18 protein-coding genes are annotated in these 17,214 nt (G+C 61.8%); 7 read left to right on the forward strand and 11 right to left on the reverse strand.

What is annotated here, in order from left to right; genetic code table 11:
* Positions 1-47 precede the first annotated feature (47 nt).
* The gene (locus VWY34_RS11665) at positions 48-671 is read left to right on the forward strand and encodes a helix-turn-helix domain-containing protein (protein ID WP_340545508.1); all 624 of its coding nucleotides are present in this window, start codon (positions 48-50) and stop codon (positions 669-671) included.
* Positions 672-814: 143 nt separating this feature from the next.
* On the opposite strand, the gene VWY34_RS11670 is transcribed toward VWY34_RS11665, so the two are convergent.
* From VWY34_RS11670 to VWY34_RS11690, 5 genes are all read right to left on the reverse strand, one after another.
* A complete protein-coding gene (locus VWY34_RS11670; protein ID WP_014874610.1) occupies positions 815-1,045 on the reverse strand; it encodes a hypothetical protein in 231 nt (76 codons plus the stop codon).
* 191 nt (positions 1,046-1,236) lie between these two features.
* The gene (locus VWY34_RS11675; protein WP_416544344.1) at positions 1,237-1,893 is read right to left on the reverse strand and encodes an aquaporin; all 657 of its coding nucleotides are present in this window, start codon (positions 1,891-1,893) and stop codon (positions 1,237-1,239) included.
* Complete coding sequence (locus VWY34_RS11680; RefSeq protein ID WP_416535969.1) at positions 1,890-2,366, reverse strand: arsenate reductase ArsC; 477 nt, start codon at positions 2,364-2,366, stop codon at positions 1,890-1,892. The genes VWY34_RS11675 and VWY34_RS11680 overlap by 4 nt, the downstream gene beginning before the upstream one ends.
* Before the next feature lie 16 nt (positions 2,367-2,382).
* Entirely contained in the window at positions 2,383-3,222 is an 840-nt protein-coding gene (locus tag VWY34_RS11685) for a helix-turn-helix domain-containing protein (RefSeq protein ID WP_416544345.1), read from the reverse strand.
* A gap of 111 nt (positions 3,223-3,333) precedes the next feature.
* A complete protein-coding gene (locus VWY34_RS11690; protein ID WP_416544346.1) occupies positions 3,334-5,160 on the reverse strand; it encodes an extracellular solute-binding protein in 1,827 nt (608 codons plus the stop codon).
* Positions 5,161-5,576: 416 nt separating this feature from the next.
* Between VWY34_RS11690 and VWY34_RS11695 the strand changes: the two genes are divergently transcribed.
* Together VWY34_RS11695 and VWY34_RS11700 are read left to right on the forward strand one after the other, a co-directional pair.
* Positions 5,577-6,350, forward strand: coding sequence for a 3-hydroxybutyrate dehydrogenase (locus VWY34_RS11695; RefSeq protein ID WP_416544347.1), 774 nt, complete (start codon positions 5,577-5,579; stop codon positions 6,348-6,350).
* Between the two features lie 135 nt (positions 6,351-6,485).
* A complete protein-coding gene (locus VWY34_RS11700) occupies positions 6,486-7,514 on the forward strand; it encodes a patatin-like phospholipase family protein (RefSeq protein WP_416544348.1) in 1,029 nt (342 codons plus the stop codon).
* A gap of 44 nt (positions 7,515-7,558) precedes the next feature.
* On the opposite strand, the gene VWY34_RS11705 is transcribed toward VWY34_RS11700, so the two are convergent.
* From VWY34_RS11705 to VWY34_RS11720, 4 genes are all read right to left on the reverse strand, one after another.
* Positions 7,559-8,251 carry a DUF502 domain-containing protein gene (locus VWY34_RS11705; RefSeq protein ID WP_416538728.1) on the reverse strand — a complete coding sequence of 231 codons (693 nt, stop codon included), beginning with the start codon at positions 8,249-8,251 and terminating at the stop codon, positions 7,559-7,561.
* An 83-nt stretch (positions 8,252-8,334) separates the two neighbouring features.
* Positions 8,335-9,240: a pseudouridine-5'-phosphate glycosidase gene (locus VWY34_RS11710; protein WP_416544349.1), complete on the reverse strand. Its 906-nt coding sequence runs from the start codon at positions 9,238-9,240 to the stop codon at positions 8,335-8,337.
* 5 nt (positions 9,241-9,245) lie between these two features.
* Entirely contained in the window at positions 9,246-10,208 is a 963-nt protein-coding gene (locus VWY34_RS11715; protein WP_416544350.1) for a PfkB family carbohydrate kinase, read from the reverse strand.
* Between the two features lie 48 nt (positions 10,209-10,256).
* On the reverse strand, positions 10,257-11,102 hold the full coding sequence (locus VWY34_RS11720; RefSeq protein ID WP_416544351.1) for a DUF4198 domain-containing protein: 846 nt from the start codon (positions 11,100-11,102) through the stop codon (positions 10,257-10,259).
* Here VWY34_RS11720 and VWY34_RS11725 point away from each other — a divergent pair.
* Positions 11,101-12,324: a HupE/UreJ family protein gene (locus tag VWY34_RS11725; protein ID WP_416544352.1), complete on the forward strand. Its 1,224-nt coding sequence runs from the start codon at positions 11,101-11,103 to the stop codon at positions 12,322-12,324. The genes VWY34_RS11720 and VWY34_RS11725 overlap by 2 nt on opposite strands.
* 64 nt (positions 12,325-12,388) lie before the next feature.
* Here VWY34_RS11725 and VWY34_RS11730 read toward each other — a convergent pair whose 3' ends face one another.
* Complete coding sequence (locus tag VWY34_RS11730; RefSeq protein ID WP_340545520.1) at positions 12,389-13,024, reverse strand: thiamine phosphate synthase; 636 nt, start codon at positions 13,022-13,024, stop codon at positions 12,389-12,391.
* A 207-nt stretch (positions 13,025-13,231) separates the two neighbouring features.
* On the opposite strand from VWY34_RS11730, the gene VWY34_RS11735 reads away from it, so the two are divergent.
* From VWY34_RS11735 to VWY34_RS11745, 3 genes are all read left to right on the forward strand, one after another.
* The gene (locus tag VWY34_RS11735) at positions 13,232-13,978 is read left to right on the forward strand and encodes an RNA methyltransferase (RefSeq protein WP_340545521.1); all 747 of its coding nucleotides are present in this window, start codon (positions 13,232-13,234) and stop codon (positions 13,976-13,978) included.
* Positions 13,979-14,069: 91 nt separating this feature from the next.
* Positions 14,070-15,218 (forward strand): heme A synthase, encoded by a 1,149-nt coding sequence (ctaA, locus tag VWY34_RS11740; protein WP_340545522.1) that lies wholly within the window; start codon positions 14,070-14,072, stop codon positions 15,216-15,218.
* Positions 15,219-15,220: 2 nt separating this feature from the next.
* Positions 15,221-16,690 (forward strand): carboxypeptidase M32, encoded by a 1,470-nt coding sequence (locus tag VWY34_RS11745; protein ID WP_416544353.1) that lies wholly within the window; start codon positions 15,221-15,223, stop codon positions 16,688-16,690.
* 94 nt (positions 16,691-16,784) lie between these two features.
* Here VWY34_RS11745 and VWY34_RS11750 read toward each other — a convergent pair whose 3' ends face one another.
* A complete protein-coding gene (locus tag VWY34_RS11750; RefSeq protein WP_340545524.1) occupies positions 16,785-17,135 on the reverse strand; it encodes a DUF6614 family protein in 351 nt (116 codons plus the stop codon).
* Positions 17,136-17,214: the final 79 nt, after the last annotated feature.

Consider the following 17,214-nt stretch of genomic DNA (forward strand, 5'->3'; position numbering starts at 1 on the left):
CAATCCACGCGTTGCAAGATGGCGCGCCCCGGCCTATAGGAAAAAGCATGACCTCTCGTGATCCAAAATCGCTCATCACTATTGCTCGTGCGTCGGGCGAGGCTGCCGAAACCGAGCCGCTGGATCTGGGCGCCCGTGTGCGTGAGCTGCGCAAGGCGCGGGACTGGACATTGGAACATGCGGCCAATCAGGCCGGCCTGGCCCGATCGACCCTGTCAAAGATCGAAAATGGCCAGATGTCACCGACTTACGAGGCGTTGAAGAAGCTTGCCGTCGGGCTTCAGATCTCGGTTCCACAGCTGTTTACGCAGCCGCAGCGGGATCAGGTGAACGGGCGTCTGACGGTCACAAAGACCGGTCAGGGGTCTGCCCATGCGACCACCACCTACGAACATGAACTCTTGGCCGACAGCCTGACGCGCAAGCGGATGCTGCCTTATCGCGCCCGCGTTCGGGCGCGCTCGATGGACGAGTTTGATGGTTGGGTGCGCCACGATGGCGAGGAATTCCTATACGTGCTGACCGGCGTCGTGCGGCTCTATACCGAGTTCTATGAACCGATCGAAATGCGGCGCGGTGACAGCGCCTATTATGATGCGGCGATGGGCCATAACGTGATTTCGCTCAGCGACGAAGACGCCAGTATCCTCTGGGTGACATCCCTGTCCTGATCATCGCAGGCGCAGCGAGGGCCGCGCGCTGCCGGACCATGCTCAGCCTGATGCAATCAGGATGATTTAGGTTGCAGACGTTCGCGCGCCACCAAGGCAACCGCCATCGCCTGGCGCGTGCCTAAGCCATGCGGGATCAGAGATCAGTTCAGCTGATGCTCCAGCTCGCGGTGCAGGCTTTCCGTGTAGAGAAAATCATCCACTTCCTCACGCGCTTCGGTCAGCGTCAGATGGTGCGTTCGGGCGAGATAAGCCACAAACTTATCCTTGTCGTCGAACAGGGATGGGGCCGAGCGAGTTTGCAGATGCGGAAACCGTTGCTTGAGACGGGGCATCCTGTCGAACCAGCTGGCGCGGGCTGTTTGAACAGGCATGGGGGGGTCCCTCCGGGTCAAAATTGCGCGTGGGTATTTATGCTAGCATTTTTTGCAAAAAAAGAAAGTCCGCGTCAGACGTGCTGCGCCCCGGCACGGGGTGGACCGGCCGGGGCGCAGCAATAGCAAGAGGCGGCTGACGGGATCGGTGCCGATCTCTGCCGGGATCCGGGTTCGCGTCAGGGGCAGGGTCAGCTGGGATGGAACAGGCGCGGCAAGAGGAGATGCGCCAGCCCGACGCCGATCACCTGCATCACGATGAACATCAGGATATGGCCGGGGTAGATCCCGGCGAAGGTGTCGCTGAACCCGCGTGCAATGGTGACCGCCGGATTGGCAAAGCTGGTGGAGGAAGTGAACCAATAGGCACCTGTGATGTAGAAGGCGACCAGCGTCGGCACGGCCTCGGGCCGCGATCGCAACCCGCCGAAGATCACGAAGAGCAATCCAAATGTCGCGAGGATTTCGGAGAACCACTGGGCCATACCGGTTCGGTGCATTGTGCTGGAGCTTTGCAGGATCGACAGATCGAACATCACGTGGCTTGCCCAGACGCCGAGGATGCCCCCTATGATCTGCGCCGCCAGATAGGGCGGAACCGCGCGCCAGCTGTGGTCACCGCGCAGCGCAAAGGCCAGCGTCACAGCCGGATTGAAATGCGCGCCCGAGATCGGCCCCAGCGTGGTGATGATCACATAGAGCATCGCGCCGGTTGCCACCGCATTGGCCAGCAGCGCCAGCCCGACATTTCCGCCCGACAGGGTTTCGGCCATGATGCCGGAGCCCACGACGCCAATCAGCAGGAAACAGGTGCCTAGCCCCTCGGCCATCAGCTTCTGCGTGGTCATGGCAGCTCTCCGATGCGTGTCAGCTCCTGGCGCAGGCTGTCACGATCCAGCGTCTCCAGCGGCAGATCAAGGAAGGCCAGCGCGCGGCGCTCCAGCCGCGCATAGGCGGTCTGAAAGGCAGCGTCCCAATCTGGCTCCGCGGCGGCGGCCGGATCCTCGATACCCCAATGGGCGCGGAGCGGCGCGCCGGGCCAGATCGGGCAGGTTTCGCCTGCGGCGGAGGCGCAGACGGTGATCACAAGGTCCATCTCAGGGGCATCGGGGCCTGCAAATTCGTCCCAGCTTTTTGACCGGGCCGCGTCTGTGTCATGGCCTTTCTCATTCAGCAGAACCAATGACTGCGGATGCACTTTTCCGGCGGGTTTGGATCCGGCGGAAAAGGCGCGGACACGGCCATTCCCATGGGTGTTCAGCAGCGTTTCCAGCAGGATAGACCGCGCTGAATTGCCGGTACAGAGGACGAGGATATTCATATGGGAAACCCGTTTCTTAGGAGCGTTCGGTGGCTTTGTGACGGCCGATATCATCCAGATGATGTTGCAGCGACAGTCGGTTGAGTGTGTCAAAAGGCAGCGCCGCAAAGGCCCGGATGCGATTTCGCAGCAGCCCGTAGGCCTGTTGATAGGCAAGCTGTTTCTGCGCCTCTGTCCCTTTGGTCATCACGGGATCAGGCAGGCCCCAATGGGCGCTCATGGGCTGACCGGGCCAGGCTGGGCAGGCTTCATTTGCGGCGTGATTGCAGACGGTAAAGACGAAATCCATCTGCGGCGCAGCCTCGCCGGAGACCGCGCTGAGATGTTTGGAGCGCAAGGTGGCGGTGTCATGACCCTTGGCGCGCAGCAGCGCCAGAACTTCGGGTCGTGGGGCTGTCGCGGGCTGGCTGCCAGCAGAATGCGCGATGAAGCGGCCATGCCCCTCCTGGGTCAGGATCGCCTCGGCCATGATCGACCGGGCTGAGTTGCCGGTGCAGATGAAGAGGACATTCAGCGGGCGCTCAGCCGTGGGGATGAGCGCCGTCTCGTGATCCGGCGGGGTGCAGATATCCGGGCGGTTCTGGCAGCAGTCGGACAGCAGCTGATCAAACACCCCGCGCAGCCCGTTCAGATGTGCCTGATAGAGCAGAGACGTGCCTTGCCGCTGCGACAGGATCAGCCCCGCCGCGCTGAGCGTTGAAAGATAAGCGGAAACGGTATTGGCCTTCTGTGCCAGCGCCGTCGCGATTTCGCCTGCGGGAACCGCATCGGGATATCGCCGCATCAGCAGACGAAACAGCGCCAGCCGCTGGGGGTGGGCCAAGGCGGAAAGCTGTGATGTAAGCTTTATTTCCATATTTCACGAAATACGGAAATACTATTCCTGCGTCAACCGTTTTGGCTCGCCGAAAAAAAGCCCGCCACCGATGACCGGGGCGGGCTTCTGTCAGCTTTTGCTGTGGCTTGGTCAGTCGGCCTGATACCACCAGACCTCTGGCATGTAGCTGATACCATCGCCGCTGACGGGCAGACGCTCGGGGAATTTCAACTCCTTGCGATGGGCGATGCGGCCTTCGGCGTATTGCCAGACCGGCATCACATAGCGTCCTGCGGTCAGCAGACGGTCAAGCGCGCGGGCGGCGGCGGTGAAATCCTCTTTGCTTTTGGAGGTCAGCATGGCGTCGATCATTGCATCCACGGCAGGGTCCTCGATCCCGATCAGATTGCGCGATCCCGGCTGCTGCGCAGCGTCGCTGCCCCAGTAAAGATATTGCTCGTTGCCGGGGCTGAGCGACATCGAGCGGCGGAAGAAGGTCATGTCGTAGTCGAATTCCTGCTGACGTTCGACAAACTGGGCACTGTCCACCATGTCGGCCTCCAGCGCGATACCGAGACGTTCCAGAGCGCGGGCATAGATTTCCACGACCGAGCGCATCTCGCCTTCGCCCAGATTGCCGGGGGTCAACAGCACCTTGATCTCAAGCGCCTCGCCATCTGCGTTGCGCATGATGCCGTCTTGGACCGTCCATCCGGCCTCCGCCAGCAGTTTGGTTGCGGTGCGCAGGTTCTTGCGATTGCGCTCGCTCCCGTCGCTGACCGGCAGCGTATAGCCCTCCATCACGCCGGGGAGCAGGCTGTCTTTGAACGGGGTCAAGAGCTCGCGCACCTTGCCGTCGGCAGCTCCCGGCTGCATGGCCAGATAGGAGTTCGAGAAATAGGAAGAAATCCGCGGCTGGGTGCCACCTGTCAGCGTTTCGTTCATATATTCGAAGTTGAACGCCTGGATCAGCGCTTCGCGCACCCGCCAATCGTCGAATGGGGCACGGCGGGTATTCATAGCGATACCGGTCATGCCCGAAGGGTTGCCATTGGGGATGACGGTCTTGATCACCTCACCGGAGGTCACCGCAGGAAAATCATAGGCCTTGTCCCATTTGGCGGCGTTGAATTCGCGGATCGCAGAAATTTCCCCGGCCTTGAAGGCCTCCAGCAGGACGGTCTGGTCGCCATAGAAATCGAGCCGGATCTCATCAAAATTATTGGTGCCGCGCCGCAGCGGCAGATCCTGTCCCCAGTACTCCGGGTTGCGGGAAAAACGGATGAAACGACCGGGTTCGAAATCCGCCACCGTATAGGGGCCAGAGCCGATCGGGGCTTCCTGCAGGCCGGACTCGGCGAAATCCTTTCCTTGCCACTGCGCCTTTTTCAGGATCGGACGCAGCCCGGCGATCAGCGCCAGTTCGCGGTTGTCTTCGTTGAAGGTGATGCGCAGGCTGCGCTCTCCGGTCTGTTCGATGCTGTCGATCTGGGTCCAGAACCGGCGGTAGCGGATATGCCCTTCCTGGCCGAGGGTCTGGTAGGACCAGATGACATCCTCGACCGTGACAGGCGATCCATCGGAGAATCGGGCCTCGGGGCGCAGGGTGAATTCAACCCAGGCGCGATCCTCTGGCACCTCAATCGATTCGGCCAGCAGCCCGTAGAGGGTGAAAGGTTCATCCGCCGAGCGCCCCATCAGGCTCTCATATCCCCAGAAACGGAGCTGCCAGGGCGGGGTGCCTTTTTGGGCAAACGGGTTCAGCGTATCAAAACCGCCGGTGTTGCCGAAGACCGCGGTGCCGCCCTTGGGGGCATCGGCATTTGCATAGGGTAAAGACACAAAATCCGGTGGTAGTGCCGGGTCCCCATACATAGCTATGCCATGCGCTGATTCTGCCTGTGCAAAATTTGCGCATGCGCTGAGGATGATTCCGGCCAAGGCCGGTCGAACTCTAAAGAAAAAATCTGGACGCACTTTTGCAACAATCCCGCTCTGGCCTTATTTTCATGAACACCAACGCTAACGGCGCTGCCGCGTCAATTCAAACTTTTAGCTTGGATGAGCGGGGGAAATTGCTTATAAAGGTCTCACTGCTCGATAGGTTTCTTGCCTGTATGAAACCTGCCTCAATAACTTAACGCCCGCTTCGTGCGGGCGTTTTTTTGTGCGGTGCTTCGCGATATATTTGACGGGCTTGCCGGACGATGGTCGGCCCCGGTGGCGGTGCCCTTTCGGCACACATCTCTTGCACGCGGTTGTTGCACGGGCCAGCATCTGGACCGTTTTGCCGCGGTTTCTCGCAACTTTCCGGCCGGGATTGCCGTTCCCTTTGCAGGTGCAGCATGTCACAGTTGCACCAATCAGGTTTTTTACAGGAAGGGAAGAGCAAGATGACATTGACGGGCAAATGCGCGGTGATTACCGGGTCGAATTCCGGCATCGGGCTTGGGGTCGCGCGGGAAATGGCGCGGGCCGGGGCGGATGTGGTGCTGAATTCCTTTACCGACCGGGATGAGGACCATGCGCTGGCAGCTGGGATCGCCGAAGAATTCGGCGTCAAGGCGCGCTACATTCAGGCCGATATGTCCGATGCAGAGGCCTGCCGGGCATTGATCACCACGGCTGGGCGCTGCGACATTCTGATCAACAATGCGGGCATCCAGCATGTCGCACCTGTTGAGGACTTCCCGATCGACAAATGGAATGCCATCCTGGCGATCAACCTGTCATCGGCGTTCCACACGGCGGCGGCAGCGCTGCCGATGATGCGCGCTGCGGGGTGGGGCCGGGTGATCAACATCGCCTCGGCGCATGGGCTGACGGCGTCGCCCTACAAATCCGCCTATGTCGCAGCCAAGCACGGCGTTGTCGGGCTGACGAAGACATTGGCTCTGGAAACCGCAGAAGAGCCGATCACCGCCAATGCAATCTGCCCCGGTTACGTGCTGACCCCGCTGGTCGAGGCGCAGATCCCGGACACCATGGAAAAGTACAATATGGGACGCGAAGAGGTCATCAAGAAGGTGATGCTGGAACGCCAGCCCTCACGCGAGTTTGCGACCGTGGAGCAGCTTGGTGGCACGGCAGTGTTCCTCTGCTCTGATGCGGCAGCCCAGATGACAGGCACCACGCTCAGCGTCGATGGTGGCTGGACCGCGCTGTAGGCCGCGCGGAAACCGGGGAGGGGGCCCGCCCCCTCTTGCACCTGTTCAGGGCAATTCACCCCCGGAGTATTTTGAGAAAGGTGACACGCAGCGGGCATGGCTCCGCGGCGGGGACGCGCCGATCGGGAGGCAGAGATGACGAAGCGGATCAACCTGGCCCTTCAGGGCGGTGGCGCCCATGGGGCGTTCACCTGGGGGGTGCTGGACCGGCTGCTTGAAAGCGACGAGCTGGAGATTGCTGCCATCACCGGCACCTCTGCCGGAGCGCTCAACGGGGCTGCGTTGAAATCCGGGCTGGTGCATGGCGGTCCTGCCGGTGCGCGCGCCTGTCTCGATCAGCTTTGGCAGCGGATGGGAGCGGTCGGCGATCTGCGCTTTGCCCATTGGCTGGCGGGGCTTGATGCGGCGCCTTTGCTCGGAGCGCTGGACTGGATCGCGCCGTTTTCCCCGCGTGAGGCGATGGGGCAGATCCTGTCGCCTTACAGCTACGGGCCGTTTTATCGCAATCCGTTGACGCCTGTCGTGGAGGCATTCAATTTTGCCGAGGTCTGCGCGGATCAGGGGCCGCAGCTGTTTATTTGCGCCACTTCGGTGCGCAGCGGAAAGGTGCGGGTTTTTTCCGGTGACGAGGTCACAACCGATGCAATTCTTGCCTCGGCCTGCCTGCCCAACCTGTTTCAGGCGATCGAGATAGAGGACCCCAAGACCGGGCGTCTGGAACCATATTGGGACGGCGGCTATACCGGCAATCCGGCGCTGTTTCCGCTGTATCGGCCTGAGCTGCCGTCGGATGTGGTGATTGTCAGCATCAACCCGCTGGAGCGCGATGAGCTGCCGCGGACGCCGCAGCAGATCCAGAACCGGGTGAATGAAATCAGCTTCAATTCCTCGCTGCTGCGTGAGTTGCGGGCGATCTCCTTTGTTCAGCGGCTGTTGGCCGACGGGCATCTGGAGCCGGGACAGATGAAGCGGGTGCTGGTGCATATGATCGCTGATGATGATCTGATGCGGCAGCTATCGGTCAATACCAAGCTGATCCCGATCCCGCAGATCCTGGCAAAGCTGAAGGCGGCAGGCCGGGCCGCAGCGGAGCGCTTTCTGGAACAGGATTGCGCCGCCATCGGCGTCACATCGACAGTGGATCTGGCCGAGATGTTTGGCTAAATGCGGCCGCCCGTCAAGGAAACGGCCGGGGCTTAAGCGGAGGCTTAATCTGCGCTGGGGTCGACAGGTTTGGTCGGATCCTTGGCGTTCGGATAGACAAGCCCGGCGGAAATCACCAGTTTTGCAGCTTCTTCCACGCTCATATCCAGCATGATGACGTCTTCTTCGGGGAAGAACAGCAGAAAGCCGGAGGTCGGGTTCGGCGTTGTCGGCACGAAGATCGACAGAAGGTTGCCGCCGGTTTCAGCGCGGTCGGCCACCTCGCCCTTGGCCGTGGTGGAGACAAAGCCGATCGCCCAGATGCCGCGGCGGGGATACTGGATCAGGCAGGCGGTATCAAAACTGCGCTCGGTTTGGGCAAACACGGTTTCCGAGATCTGCTTGATCCCGGAGTAGATCGAGCGCACCACCGGCATGCGATCCACCAGGCTCTCGGCAAAGCCGATGAGCGAACGGCCTATGATTCCCTTGGCGATCCAGCCAACCACAATGGTGAACAGCAGGAAGATAATCAGCCCGACGCCGCGCAGGTTGATCCCGATATACTGTTCTGGCCGCACGGTATGCGGCACCAGCGGCAGCACAACCCCGTCGATCCAGCCCATCACGGTCCATAGCAGCCAGATGGTCAAGCCAACCGGGGCAATGACCACGATGCCGGTAAAGAAGGACGACCGCAGCCGGGCAAAAAGGCCGGGGCGGCGGGGGGTGGTTTCGTCGTCGAAGGGCGTGGTCATCTGTGCGTTTCACCAAAGAGGAACGTAAGGAAGCTAGGCAGGGAACTGCGCAACCGCAATGGGCAGCTGCGCAGAAAGACCTTTTATTGCTTCAAGTTGACCAATTCCTTGGCGATTTCCGCTGCGAGACGGGCATTGTTGCGCACCAGGGCAATATTGGCCGTGAGCGAGCGGCCCTCGGTCAGCTCAAAAATACGTTGCAGCAGGAAGGGGGTTACATCCTTGCCGCTGATGCCTTCCGCGTCCGCTTCGGACTGGGCCTGGGCCAGAACCGGGGCCAGATCCTCGGCTGCGATCTGGTCTGCTGCCGGGATCGGGTTCGCGATCAGCTGGCCACCGGGCAGCTCCATCGCCTGACGGGTGGCATGGGCACGGGCGATCTCTGCGGCGCTGTCCATGCGCAGGGGGGCGGCCAGATCCGAGGTTGCGGACCAGAACGCAGGGAAGCTGTCCTGACCATAGGCGATGACCGGCACGCCTTGGGTTTCCAGCACCTCGAGCGTCTTCGGGATGTCGAGGATCGCCTTGGCGCCTGCGGCGACCACGGTTACCGGGGTCTGGGCCAGCTCCATAAGGTCGGCGGAAATGTCAAAGCTGGTCTCGGCGCCTTTGTGGACACCGCCGATGCCACCGGTGGCAAAGACGCTGATCCCGGCCAGCCGTGCGGCAATCATGGTGGCTGCGACGGTTGTTGCCCCGGTGCCGCCTGTGGCGATACAGGCCGGCATATCCGCGCGCGAGATCTTAGCGACGTTCTTTGCCTGGCCAAGCGCCTGCAGCTGATCGGGTTCAAGGCCGATGTGCAGCACGCCCTCGATCACGGCCATGGTGGCAGGCACCGCGCCTGCGGCGCGAATGTCGTCTTCGACCTGAGCGGCGACTTCGACGTTCTGCGGATAGGGCATGCCATGGGTGATGATGGTGCTTTCAAGCGCAACGATGGCCTGGCCGGAGTCGCGGGCGGCGGCGACCTCGGCGGAAAATGTCATATTGATCAAAGGGGTGGTTCTCCTGAAACATAGGTGGCAGCGGCTTTCAATGCCGACGCAAGGGAGGTTTCGCGGTCTTCGCCGCGGGCCTCGGCCGCGATATGAGCGGCCATGAAAGTGTCACCGGCGCCGGTGACGCGCGCCACGGTCACGCGCGGCGGGGCCTGGGTGATCAGGCCGTTGTGGTCGGCTTCGGTGGCGGTGCTGCCACCATCGGTGACCAGTACCCGCGCTGCGCCGCGATCCAGCATGGCGCGGGCGGCGGTGGCGCTGTCGGTGAAGTCGTCCTGACAGAGCAGGCCGGCCTCTTCGAGGTTCACATAGAGCGTGCCACAGCTGCGCAGCAGAAAGGGGCGCAGGCGTTCGGCCTTGCCCGGAGAGGCGGGCGCGACGCGCAGATCCGCCTTGGCAAAGATCGGGTCGGCAGTGATGTCGTCCAGCAGCGACAGCGTCAGATTGCCATCAAGCGCGACGGGACCGGTATAGGGCGTTTCCGCACTGCCAAGAGTACCATCGCTGAGCGGTCGCAGGATCTTGGCACCTGCGGCTTCAAGCGAATGGGCATCGGCAATCGCGGCAATCAGACCGTTGGCACCTTCGACGGCCATATAGCGGTCGGTGGGCAGATCTTCCGAGCGGTAGAGATGATCGGTGATCAGGCCGAGATGGGCACAGGCATGGACCAGCTCGTCACCCTCCGGGTCGCGCCCGATTGCGCTGAGCAGGGCCGGACGCAGACCAAAGCGGGCCAGTGTCATCGCGATATTCATCGCAACACCGCCGGGCAGGCGGCTGATACGTCCGGGCATATCGGATCCGCGCTGCATTTCAGCCGTGCAGCGGCCGATAATGTCCCAGAGGACGGAGCCAATGCAGAGGATGTCAGGCTGATCTGCGGCGGTGCCGACGCCCAAGGCGGCCGGAGCCTCAGATCTAGGTGAAGCGGGAGAGTGCGGAACCTGTGTCATAAATCCCGTATTGCCGCGTTTTTCCCGCCCCCGCAAGGCGCAACCGATCTAGGGAACGGCGAAAGTCAACGCCGCCCAATGGGTTTGCCAGACCGGTATGGGGCCTCTTCTGGTAGCGCCATCATCGGACGCACCCGCCTCGGCGTCCAGACTGCGCAGCACCACGGCGTCGAGCAGGTAGACGTGACCGGATTTGACCGGGATCGTCGCCCGCCCTTGGGAATCGCTGCGGGTCAATGTGACAGCGACATTGCCATCTGGGCTGCGCTCGAACACTTCGATCTGGGCGTCGGGGCGCGCGGTCCCCTCGAACAGCAGCTCAACCGGCAGGCCAGCGGTGAGATCGTCGTTGTAGGGGTTGGCCCGCGCGACGAACTCGGTCAACAGACCGGTTGCGCGATCCGCCCCGGCGCCGTTGCCCACCGCAACCAGCGATTTGGCGTGGCGGGTATAGCGCTCTGCAAAGCCCGCATCCGGCAGGTTGCGCGCGGCATGGCGGGACTTGATATCGGCGAAATCCTTATGGGCCGCAAATTTTGCGAACTCCTCCCAGGTCTTGTAGGTCAGCGTGTCCGGCGTGGTTTCGTGGACCACCATCAGCAGCCCCTCGGCCGGTGGCTCGAGCTGCAATGCCGGCATATCTCCCATCCGGCCAGCGTAGGGGTGGGCACCGAGCTGATCCCAGACCTCGAAGCGGGCGATATTGCGGTCGAAATACGCCAGGCGCGACCCGCTGAAGATCTGCCCGTTCCGCAGATCTGCCTGCACCGAGGCGCCTAATTTTACTTGATATTTTTCTGGCGCAATCCAAAACTCATGGGCAAGGGCGCGGCCGCCGATGATATTGGTGGCGAGCGTGAGCAGAATAAGAACAACAGGGTGGACAGAACGCATGGCGCAGATGGGACCTCTGGCTGGGACGAAGGATGACAGAGACGGGCAACGCGCGGCGTCGATGGAGGCTCCGGTGCGATGTCTTAGCCACGCCGGTCGCAGGCTCCCCCAGCTGAGCCGTCTGTTGCTGGTCTGGCTCTTCTGGAGCCTCTCCTACTCTAGTGTTTTTGCGCATGAAGTCACGCCGACGATTGCGGATTTTGAAATTGCCGACGGGCGGCTGAAGATGGACCTGCGTCTGAACGCCGAGGCATTTGTCGCAGGCATCGATCTTGATGGTGTGGCCGATACGGATACCGTTGATCAGGCGCGGGACTATGACGACCTGCGCGGGCTTGGCCCGGATGAGCTGAAACCGATGGTTCAGGTCTTTGCCGAAGACTGGCTGCAGGCGCTGCGGATCGAGGCGGGTGGCGATATCGCACTGGAGGTGGTCGGGATCGTGATCCCGGAGCCGGGTGACGTCAGCCTGCCGCGCAGCAGTATCCTGCAGCTGTCGGGCGAGGTTCCCACCGGTGCACGCGGGCTGAAGATCGGCTGGCCCAAGGGATCAGGCGGTGTGGTGTTGCGTCAGAACGGTGTGGAAGGTCCTTATACCGGCTATCTGCAAGGTGGCGAGACCACGCCAACCATTCCGCTGTCCGGCGGGCTGGCCAAGACGCCAAGCGAGGCCTTCGTCGACTATGTGCCGGTCGGGTATACGCATATCCTGCCAAAGGGGCTGGATCATATTCTGTTTGTACTGGGGTTGTTCTTCTTCAGCACTCGGCTGCGGCCGCTGATATGGCAGATCAGTGCCTTTACCGTAGCGCATACAATCACGCTGGCGCTCGGGGCATTGGGGCTGGTGCAGATCAACCCGGCCATAGTTGAGCCGCTGATCGCAGGATCCATCGTGTTTGTCGCGGTTGAGAATATCTTTGCCCGCAAGCTGCACAGCTGGCGCACTCTGGTGATCTTTGGCTTTGGCCTGTTGCACGGCTTGGGATTTGCCTCGGTTCTGGACGAATTCGGCCTGCCTGAGGCGCAGTTTCTGCCGGCACTCCTGGGGTTCAATGTTGGCGTTGAACTGGGGCAGCTGACCGTTGTCGGCGCGGCCTATGGGCTGCTGGGGTTCTGGTTCTGGCGGCATCCGAAATACCGCGGCCGGGTTGCCATCCCCGCCAGTTTCACCATCGCGCTGATCGGCGGATACTGGTGCGTGGAGCGTCTGTTCCTCTGACCGGCGGTGGCGCCGGTCAGCTTCGTTTCCGATATGTGGCCTTGGCCAGACAAAATGGGCGGTCTCAGCCTTCCATTGCGGCCATCAGCTGCCGCAGACTCGCCAGAGGATCTTCCTCGCGCCAGATCTCATCGCCGATACCGAAGAAATCAGTATAGGGTGCCAGATCACGGACCAGATCAACGGTCAGCCCGCCTTCGGCGACCACGGGCACTTCAATCATCTGCGACCACCATTCAAACAGATCTTTCTGCGCCTGATTGCCATCGCCAAGCCCGGAGGTGCCAATCGGGCCAAAGCTGACGTAATCAGCGCCGGCTTCGGCAGCGGTCAGCCCGTCGTGGCGTGAGGCACCGCAGAAACTGCCGACAATGGCATCGGCGCCAAGCGCCTTGCGCGCGGCGCGCACTGGGCGGGCTGAATCGGAGAGATGCACGCCGTCAAGGCCGAGACGCTCGGCGAGGATCTGATGATCGGTGATCACAATCGCCACATCGCGGGCATGGGCGACAGCGCGCAGCGCATCGCCGGCACGGCTCAGTGTGTCCTCATCGCGGCTGGCCAGCTCCAGCCGGACGCAGGCGATCTCCACTTCATCCAGCACCCGCGCCAGCTGGTCGGGAAACCGGCCAAGCTCAAAACTGGGAGGTGTCGTCAGATAGATCTGCGGCGTTTCGGGGGCGTCAGCGGGGCTGTCCATCGGGAGGGCTCCTGTTCAGTGGTTGTCGGTGTTTAGCGCATCTGCCACTGGACGCAAGGATTTGGCGACATCCCGGGTGGGATATTTCCGTGTGATGCTACGCTCATTATGCGGGAATATAGCAGCGTTTGCACAGAAGTCCCGCGACCGAGCCTTGCCCATCAGGCCCGCGCCGATTAGAGCAGAGCAGATTTTTTGGAGAAACGGATGCCCAGCGACACCCCTCAACCCGCTTTTGTCCTCGTGCGCCCGCAGATGGGCGAGAATATCGGCGCCGCCGCCCGGGCGATGTGGAACTTCGGGCTGGACCGGATGCGCATCGTGGCCCCGCGCGATGGCTGGCCGAACCCCAAGGCGGTGGCCATGGCTTCTGGTGCTGGGCGGCTCTTGGATGAGGCGCAGCTGGCCGAAGATCTGGCAGGCGCCATCGCGGATTGCGATTTTGTCTTTGCGACGACGGCGCGCCCGCGTGAGCTGACCAAACCGGTCTACAGCCCCGAGGCGGCGATGAAGCTGGCTGCGGAGAAAATTGCAGCTGGCGAACGGGTGGCCGTGATGTTCGGACCCGAACGGGCGGGCCTTGAGAATGAGGACATCGCCCGAGCCAATGCCATCATATCGGTTCCGGTGAACCCGGATTTCGCCTCGCTCAACCTTGGTCAATGCGTCCTGCTCACCGCTTATGAATGGCGCAGGCAGGTGACTGAGGTGATGCCGGTTGTCACCGACCTTGGCAAATCGGATTGGGCCACTCATGGCGATGTTGATGCGCTGGTCAATCACTATGAGGAACGGCTGGACGAGGCTGGTTTCTTTTTTCCGCCGGACAAGGCCCCAAGCATGAAGACGGTGTTTCGCAACCTGTTCAGCCGGATGCCGCTGACCCGCGCCGATGTGCAGATGCTGCACGGGATCATGCGACAGATGGTCCGCTGGAAAGAAAAACGCGACTGAGACGCGACTTCGGGCCGATTTGCGCCATAGTCGCCCACTGGACGGGGTCGCGTCTGCGGCCTAGCTTGACGGGAAATTGGAAGAGGCAAGCATGAGCAAGCGCAGCATTTTCGAAGAGGTGTCCGGCAATGAGCCGCAGGAGCGCCCGCAGGCGCAACCGGGCGGCATCGACCGTGCCCGCCGTGGCGCAAGGGGGGCAATCCGCGCGTGGCTTGCGGTGCTCTTTGCGCTGGTGGTGGCAATGATCGTGGTGGGCGGGCTGACGCGCCTGACCGACAGCGGTCTGTCGATCACCGAATGGCGGCCGATCACCGGCGCGATCCCCCCCATGACCGAGGCAGACTGGCAGGCGGAGTTCGACAAATACAAGGAAATCGACCAGTGGCGCATTGCCAACCAATGGATGCAGCTGGCCGACTTCAAGGAAATCTACTGGTGGGAATGGGGCCATCGCCAACTGGGCCGCGTTATTGGTCTGGTCTGGGCGCTGGGGTTCCTAGGTTTTGCGCTGGCGCGGCAGATCCCGGTCGGCTGGACCGGACGTCTGGCGCTACTGGGTGTTCTGGGCGGCGTGCAGGGCGCGATCGGCTGGTGGATGGTGGAATCGGGTGTCACGCAGGGTGAAGGCATGACCTCGGTTGCCTCTTACCGGCTGGCGACGCATCTGGGGCTCGCCTTTGTCATTCTGGGGTTCATTTCCTGGTATATGTTCCTGCTGGGGCGCGAGGATCGCGATCTGATGCAGGCGCGTCGCGCTAAGGAGGCCAAGCTGTTCGGCCTGTCGACCGGGCTATTGCATTTCAGCTTCTTGCAGATCCTTCTGGGCGCGCTGGTCGCCGGTATTGATGCGGGCCGTTCCTACACCGACTGGCCGCTGATGGGGGGGCAGATCCTGCCGCCGCAGCCCTTCATGCTGGAGCCACTCTGGACCAATTTCTTTGAAAACCCCGGCCTTGTGCAGTTCATTCACCGCGTCAGCGGATATCTCCTGTTGGCCTTTGGCGTTGTTGTCTGGCTGCGGGGCAGAGGCAGCGCCCATCCGCGGACGCGCTTTGCCTTTAACGCGGTCTTTGCGGCGCTGCTGTTGCAAATGGTTCTGGGTATTGTCACCGTGCTCTATGCCGCACCCTGGCAGGTTGCGATCCTGCATCAGCTGATGGCTGTTTGCCTCTGGGTCCTGATCCTCAGGGCGCGGTATCTGTCGGGCTATCCGATTGCAACTTCGATTAAGGATCACTGAGAATGAGCGCATTTGACGATTTGATGGCCTATGAGCGTGACACCCAGGCGCTTGGCCAGATTGCCGGCCGTTTGGGTTGGGATCAGGAGACGATGATGCCGCGCGGTGCCGCGCCTCAGCGGGGCGAGGAAATGGCCGCCATCGAGGCTGTGCTGCACGCCCGCCGCTCTGATCCGCAGGTCGCTGACTGGCTGGAGCAGGCCGAGGCGCCCGATGAGATCGGTGCCGCCCAGCTGCGCGAGATCCGCCGAAGCTACGAGCGCGCCGTGAAAGTGCCCGGAGATCTCGCCAAACGTATCGCCCGCGTTACCTCCGAGGCGCAGGGCAAATGGGCGGCTGCCCGTGCCGCCGAGGATGTCGAAGCCTTCCTGCCCGTGCTGGAAGAGGTGGTTGCCCTGAAGCGCGAAGAGGGGCAGGCACTCGCCGCCGGGGGCGATGTTTATGACGCGATGGTTGCGGATTATGAACACGGCACCACAGGGGCGGAAATTGCGACGCTGTTTGATGCCATGCGCCCGCGTCTGGTGGAGCTGCGCGCCCGCGTGCTGGACCGCCCCACGCCCAAAGGCGTCAGCGGTCATTTCGATGCCGATAAACAGATGGCCCTGACCACCACGCTGGCCGAGACCTTCGGCTATCAGATGAGCCACGGCCGGGTCGACAAGGCGGTGCATCCCTTCTGTTCCGGCAGCGGGCTTGATGTGCGCGTCACCACCCGCACCAGCGATGAGGATCCGTTCAACTGCTTCTACTCGACCATCCATGAAGTGGGCCATGCCGCCTATGAACAGAACATTGACCATGCCTATCTGTTCACGCCGCTGGGGCGTGGCGTGTCGATGGGGGTGCACGAAAGCCAGAGCCGGATCTACGAGAACCAGCTGGGCCGCAGCCGTGCCTTCACCGGCTGGCTGTTCGATCAGATGGTGCTGCAGTTTGGTGATTTCGGCATTGCGGATGCTGATGCCTTCTATGCGGCCGTGAATGCGGTGCATAACGGCTATATCCGCACCGAGGCGGATGAGTTGCAATATAACCTGCATGTGATGATGCGGTTTGATCTGGAACGGGCGCTGATGTCCGGCGATTTGCAGGTTAAGGATCTGGAGGCAGCCTGGAACGACCGTTTTGCCGCTGATTTTGGCTATGCCGTTGATAAGCCATCCAACGGCTGCCTGCAGGACGTGCACTGGTCGGTGGGGCTGTTTGGATACTTCCCGACCTATTCGCTGGGCAATGTCTATGCCGGCTGTCTTTATGACGCGCTGCGTCAGGCAGTGCCGGATCTGGAAGCGCAGCTGGCGACGGGTGATACCGTGGCGGCAACCAGCTGGCTGCGGGATAACCTGCAGACCCATGGCGGGTTGCGTAGCCCGGTCGAGACGATCACTCATGCTGCGGGCATGGCGCCCAGCCCGGAGCCGTTGCTGTCCTATCTGGAACAGAAGTTCGGCGCGCTCTACGGGCTGTAAGCGCGCATTGGTTCAAGATCCTGCGCAGTAATTCAAAGCCCTCGCCGAAAACTGGCGGGGGCTTATTTGTCTGTTCCGGCCGGAGTCCTGCCAGTCAGATCAGCGCCATCCGCTCGGCACGTTCGGGATCGGGGAAGGGGCGATAAAGCCCGAAATCAGCCGAGGCGATCAGCGCATTCACATTTGCGTAGAGCCGCTCGACATGCTCGTCCAATTCGCCCAGCACCCGAAACGCCTGATCCAGTTGGGTCATATTGGCGAATTCTATTTCCAGCAGGAAATCCCGGTGCTTGTCGCTGGCGAGGTTCAGCTTGCGGCGCAGCAGGCGCCAGCCTTGGATCACCTCACGCTCGCGCAGATAAGACATCCATTGGTCCACGGCGTTGGCAAAGGCAAGCGCCTTGGCCTCATGATGCAGGTCGATCGAGCAGTGATAGAGGTTCATGGTGCCTCCCTTCGCGATGGCGTTTGTGGGAGGAAGAATGACAGACACTGCTTAGGTTTTGATTAACGAAAACGCCACC

It is taken from the genome of Phaeobacter sp. JH20_02, assembly GCF_048056915.1.
GTDB classification, from domain to species: domain Bacteria; phylum Pseudomonadota; class Alphaproteobacteria; order Rhodobacterales; family Rhodobacteraceae; genus Phaeobacter; species Phaeobacter bryozoorum.

What these genes read in the sequence shown, in the direction of transcription:
- ctaA (WP_340545522.1), top strand. Translation starts at nt 14,070, where the DNA reads ATGAGCAAGCGCAGCATTTTCGAAGAGGTGTCCGGCAATGAGCCGCAG.
- VWY34_RS11750 (WP_340545524.1), bottom strand. Translation starts at nt 17,135, where the DNA reads ATGAACCTCTATCACTGCTCGATCGACCTGCATCATGAGGCCAAGGCG.
- VWY34_RS11705 (WP_416538728.1), bottom strand. Translation starts at nt 8,251, where the DNA reads ATGACCACGCCCTTCGACGACGAAACCACCCCCCGCCGCCCCGGCCTT.
- VWY34_RS11715 (WP_416544350.1), bottom strand. Translation starts at nt 10,208, where the DNA reads ATGACACAGGTTCCGCACTCTCCCGCTTCACCTAGATCTGAGGCTCCG.
- VWY34_RS11685 (WP_416544345.1), bottom strand. Translation starts at nt 3,222, where the DNA reads ATGGAAATAAAGCTTACATCACAGCTTTCCGCCTTGGCCCACCCCCAG.
- VWY34_RS11745 (WP_416544353.1), top strand. Translation starts at nt 15,221, where the DNA reads ATGAGCGCATTTGACGATTTGATGGCCTATGAGCGTGACACCCAGGCG.
- VWY34_RS11700 (WP_416544348.1), top strand. Translation starts at nt 6,486, where the DNA reads ATGACGAAGCGGATCAACCTGGCCCTTCAGGGCGGTGGCGCCCATGGG.
- VWY34_RS11735 (WP_340545521.1), top strand. Translation starts at nt 13,232, where the DNA reads ATGCCCAGCGACACCCCTCAACCCGCTTTTGTCCTCGTGCGCCCGCAG.
- VWY34_RS11680 (WP_416535969.1), bottom strand. Translation starts at nt 2,366, where the DNA reads ATGAATATCCTCGTCCTCTGTACCGGCAATTCAGCGCGGTCTATCCTG.
- VWY34_RS11720 (WP_416544351.1), bottom strand. Translation starts at nt 11,102, where the DNA reads ATGCGTTCTGTCCACCCTGTTGTTCTTATTCTGCTCACGCTCGCCACC.
- VWY34_RS11725 (WP_416544352.1), top strand. Translation starts at nt 11,101, where the DNA reads ATGGCGCAGATGGGACCTCTGGCTGGGACGAAGGATGACAGAGACGGG.
- VWY34_RS11670 (WP_014874610.1), bottom strand. Translation starts at nt 1,045, where the DNA reads ATGCCTGTTCAAACAGCCCGCGCCAGCTGGTTCGACAGGATGCCCCGT.
- VWY34_RS11675 (WP_416544344.1), bottom strand. Translation starts at nt 1,893, where the DNA reads ATGACCACGCAGAAGCTGATGGCCGAGGGGCTAGGCACCTGTTTCCTG.
- VWY34_RS11695 (WP_416544347.1), top strand. Translation starts at nt 5,577, where the DNA reads ATGACATTGACGGGCAAATGCGCGGTGATTACCGGGTCGAATTCCGGC.
- VWY34_RS11665 (WP_340545508.1), top strand. Translation starts at nt 48, where the DNA reads ATGACCTCTCGTGATCCAAAATCGCTCATCACTATTGCTCGTGCGTCG.
- VWY34_RS11730 (WP_340545520.1), bottom strand. Translation starts at nt 13,024, where the DNA reads ATGGACAGCCCCGCTGACGCCCCCGAAACGCCGCAGATCTATCTGACG.
- VWY34_RS11710 (WP_416544349.1), bottom strand. Translation starts at nt 9,240, where the DNA reads ATGACATTTTCCGCCGAGGTCGCCGCCGCCCGCGACTCCGGCCAGGCC.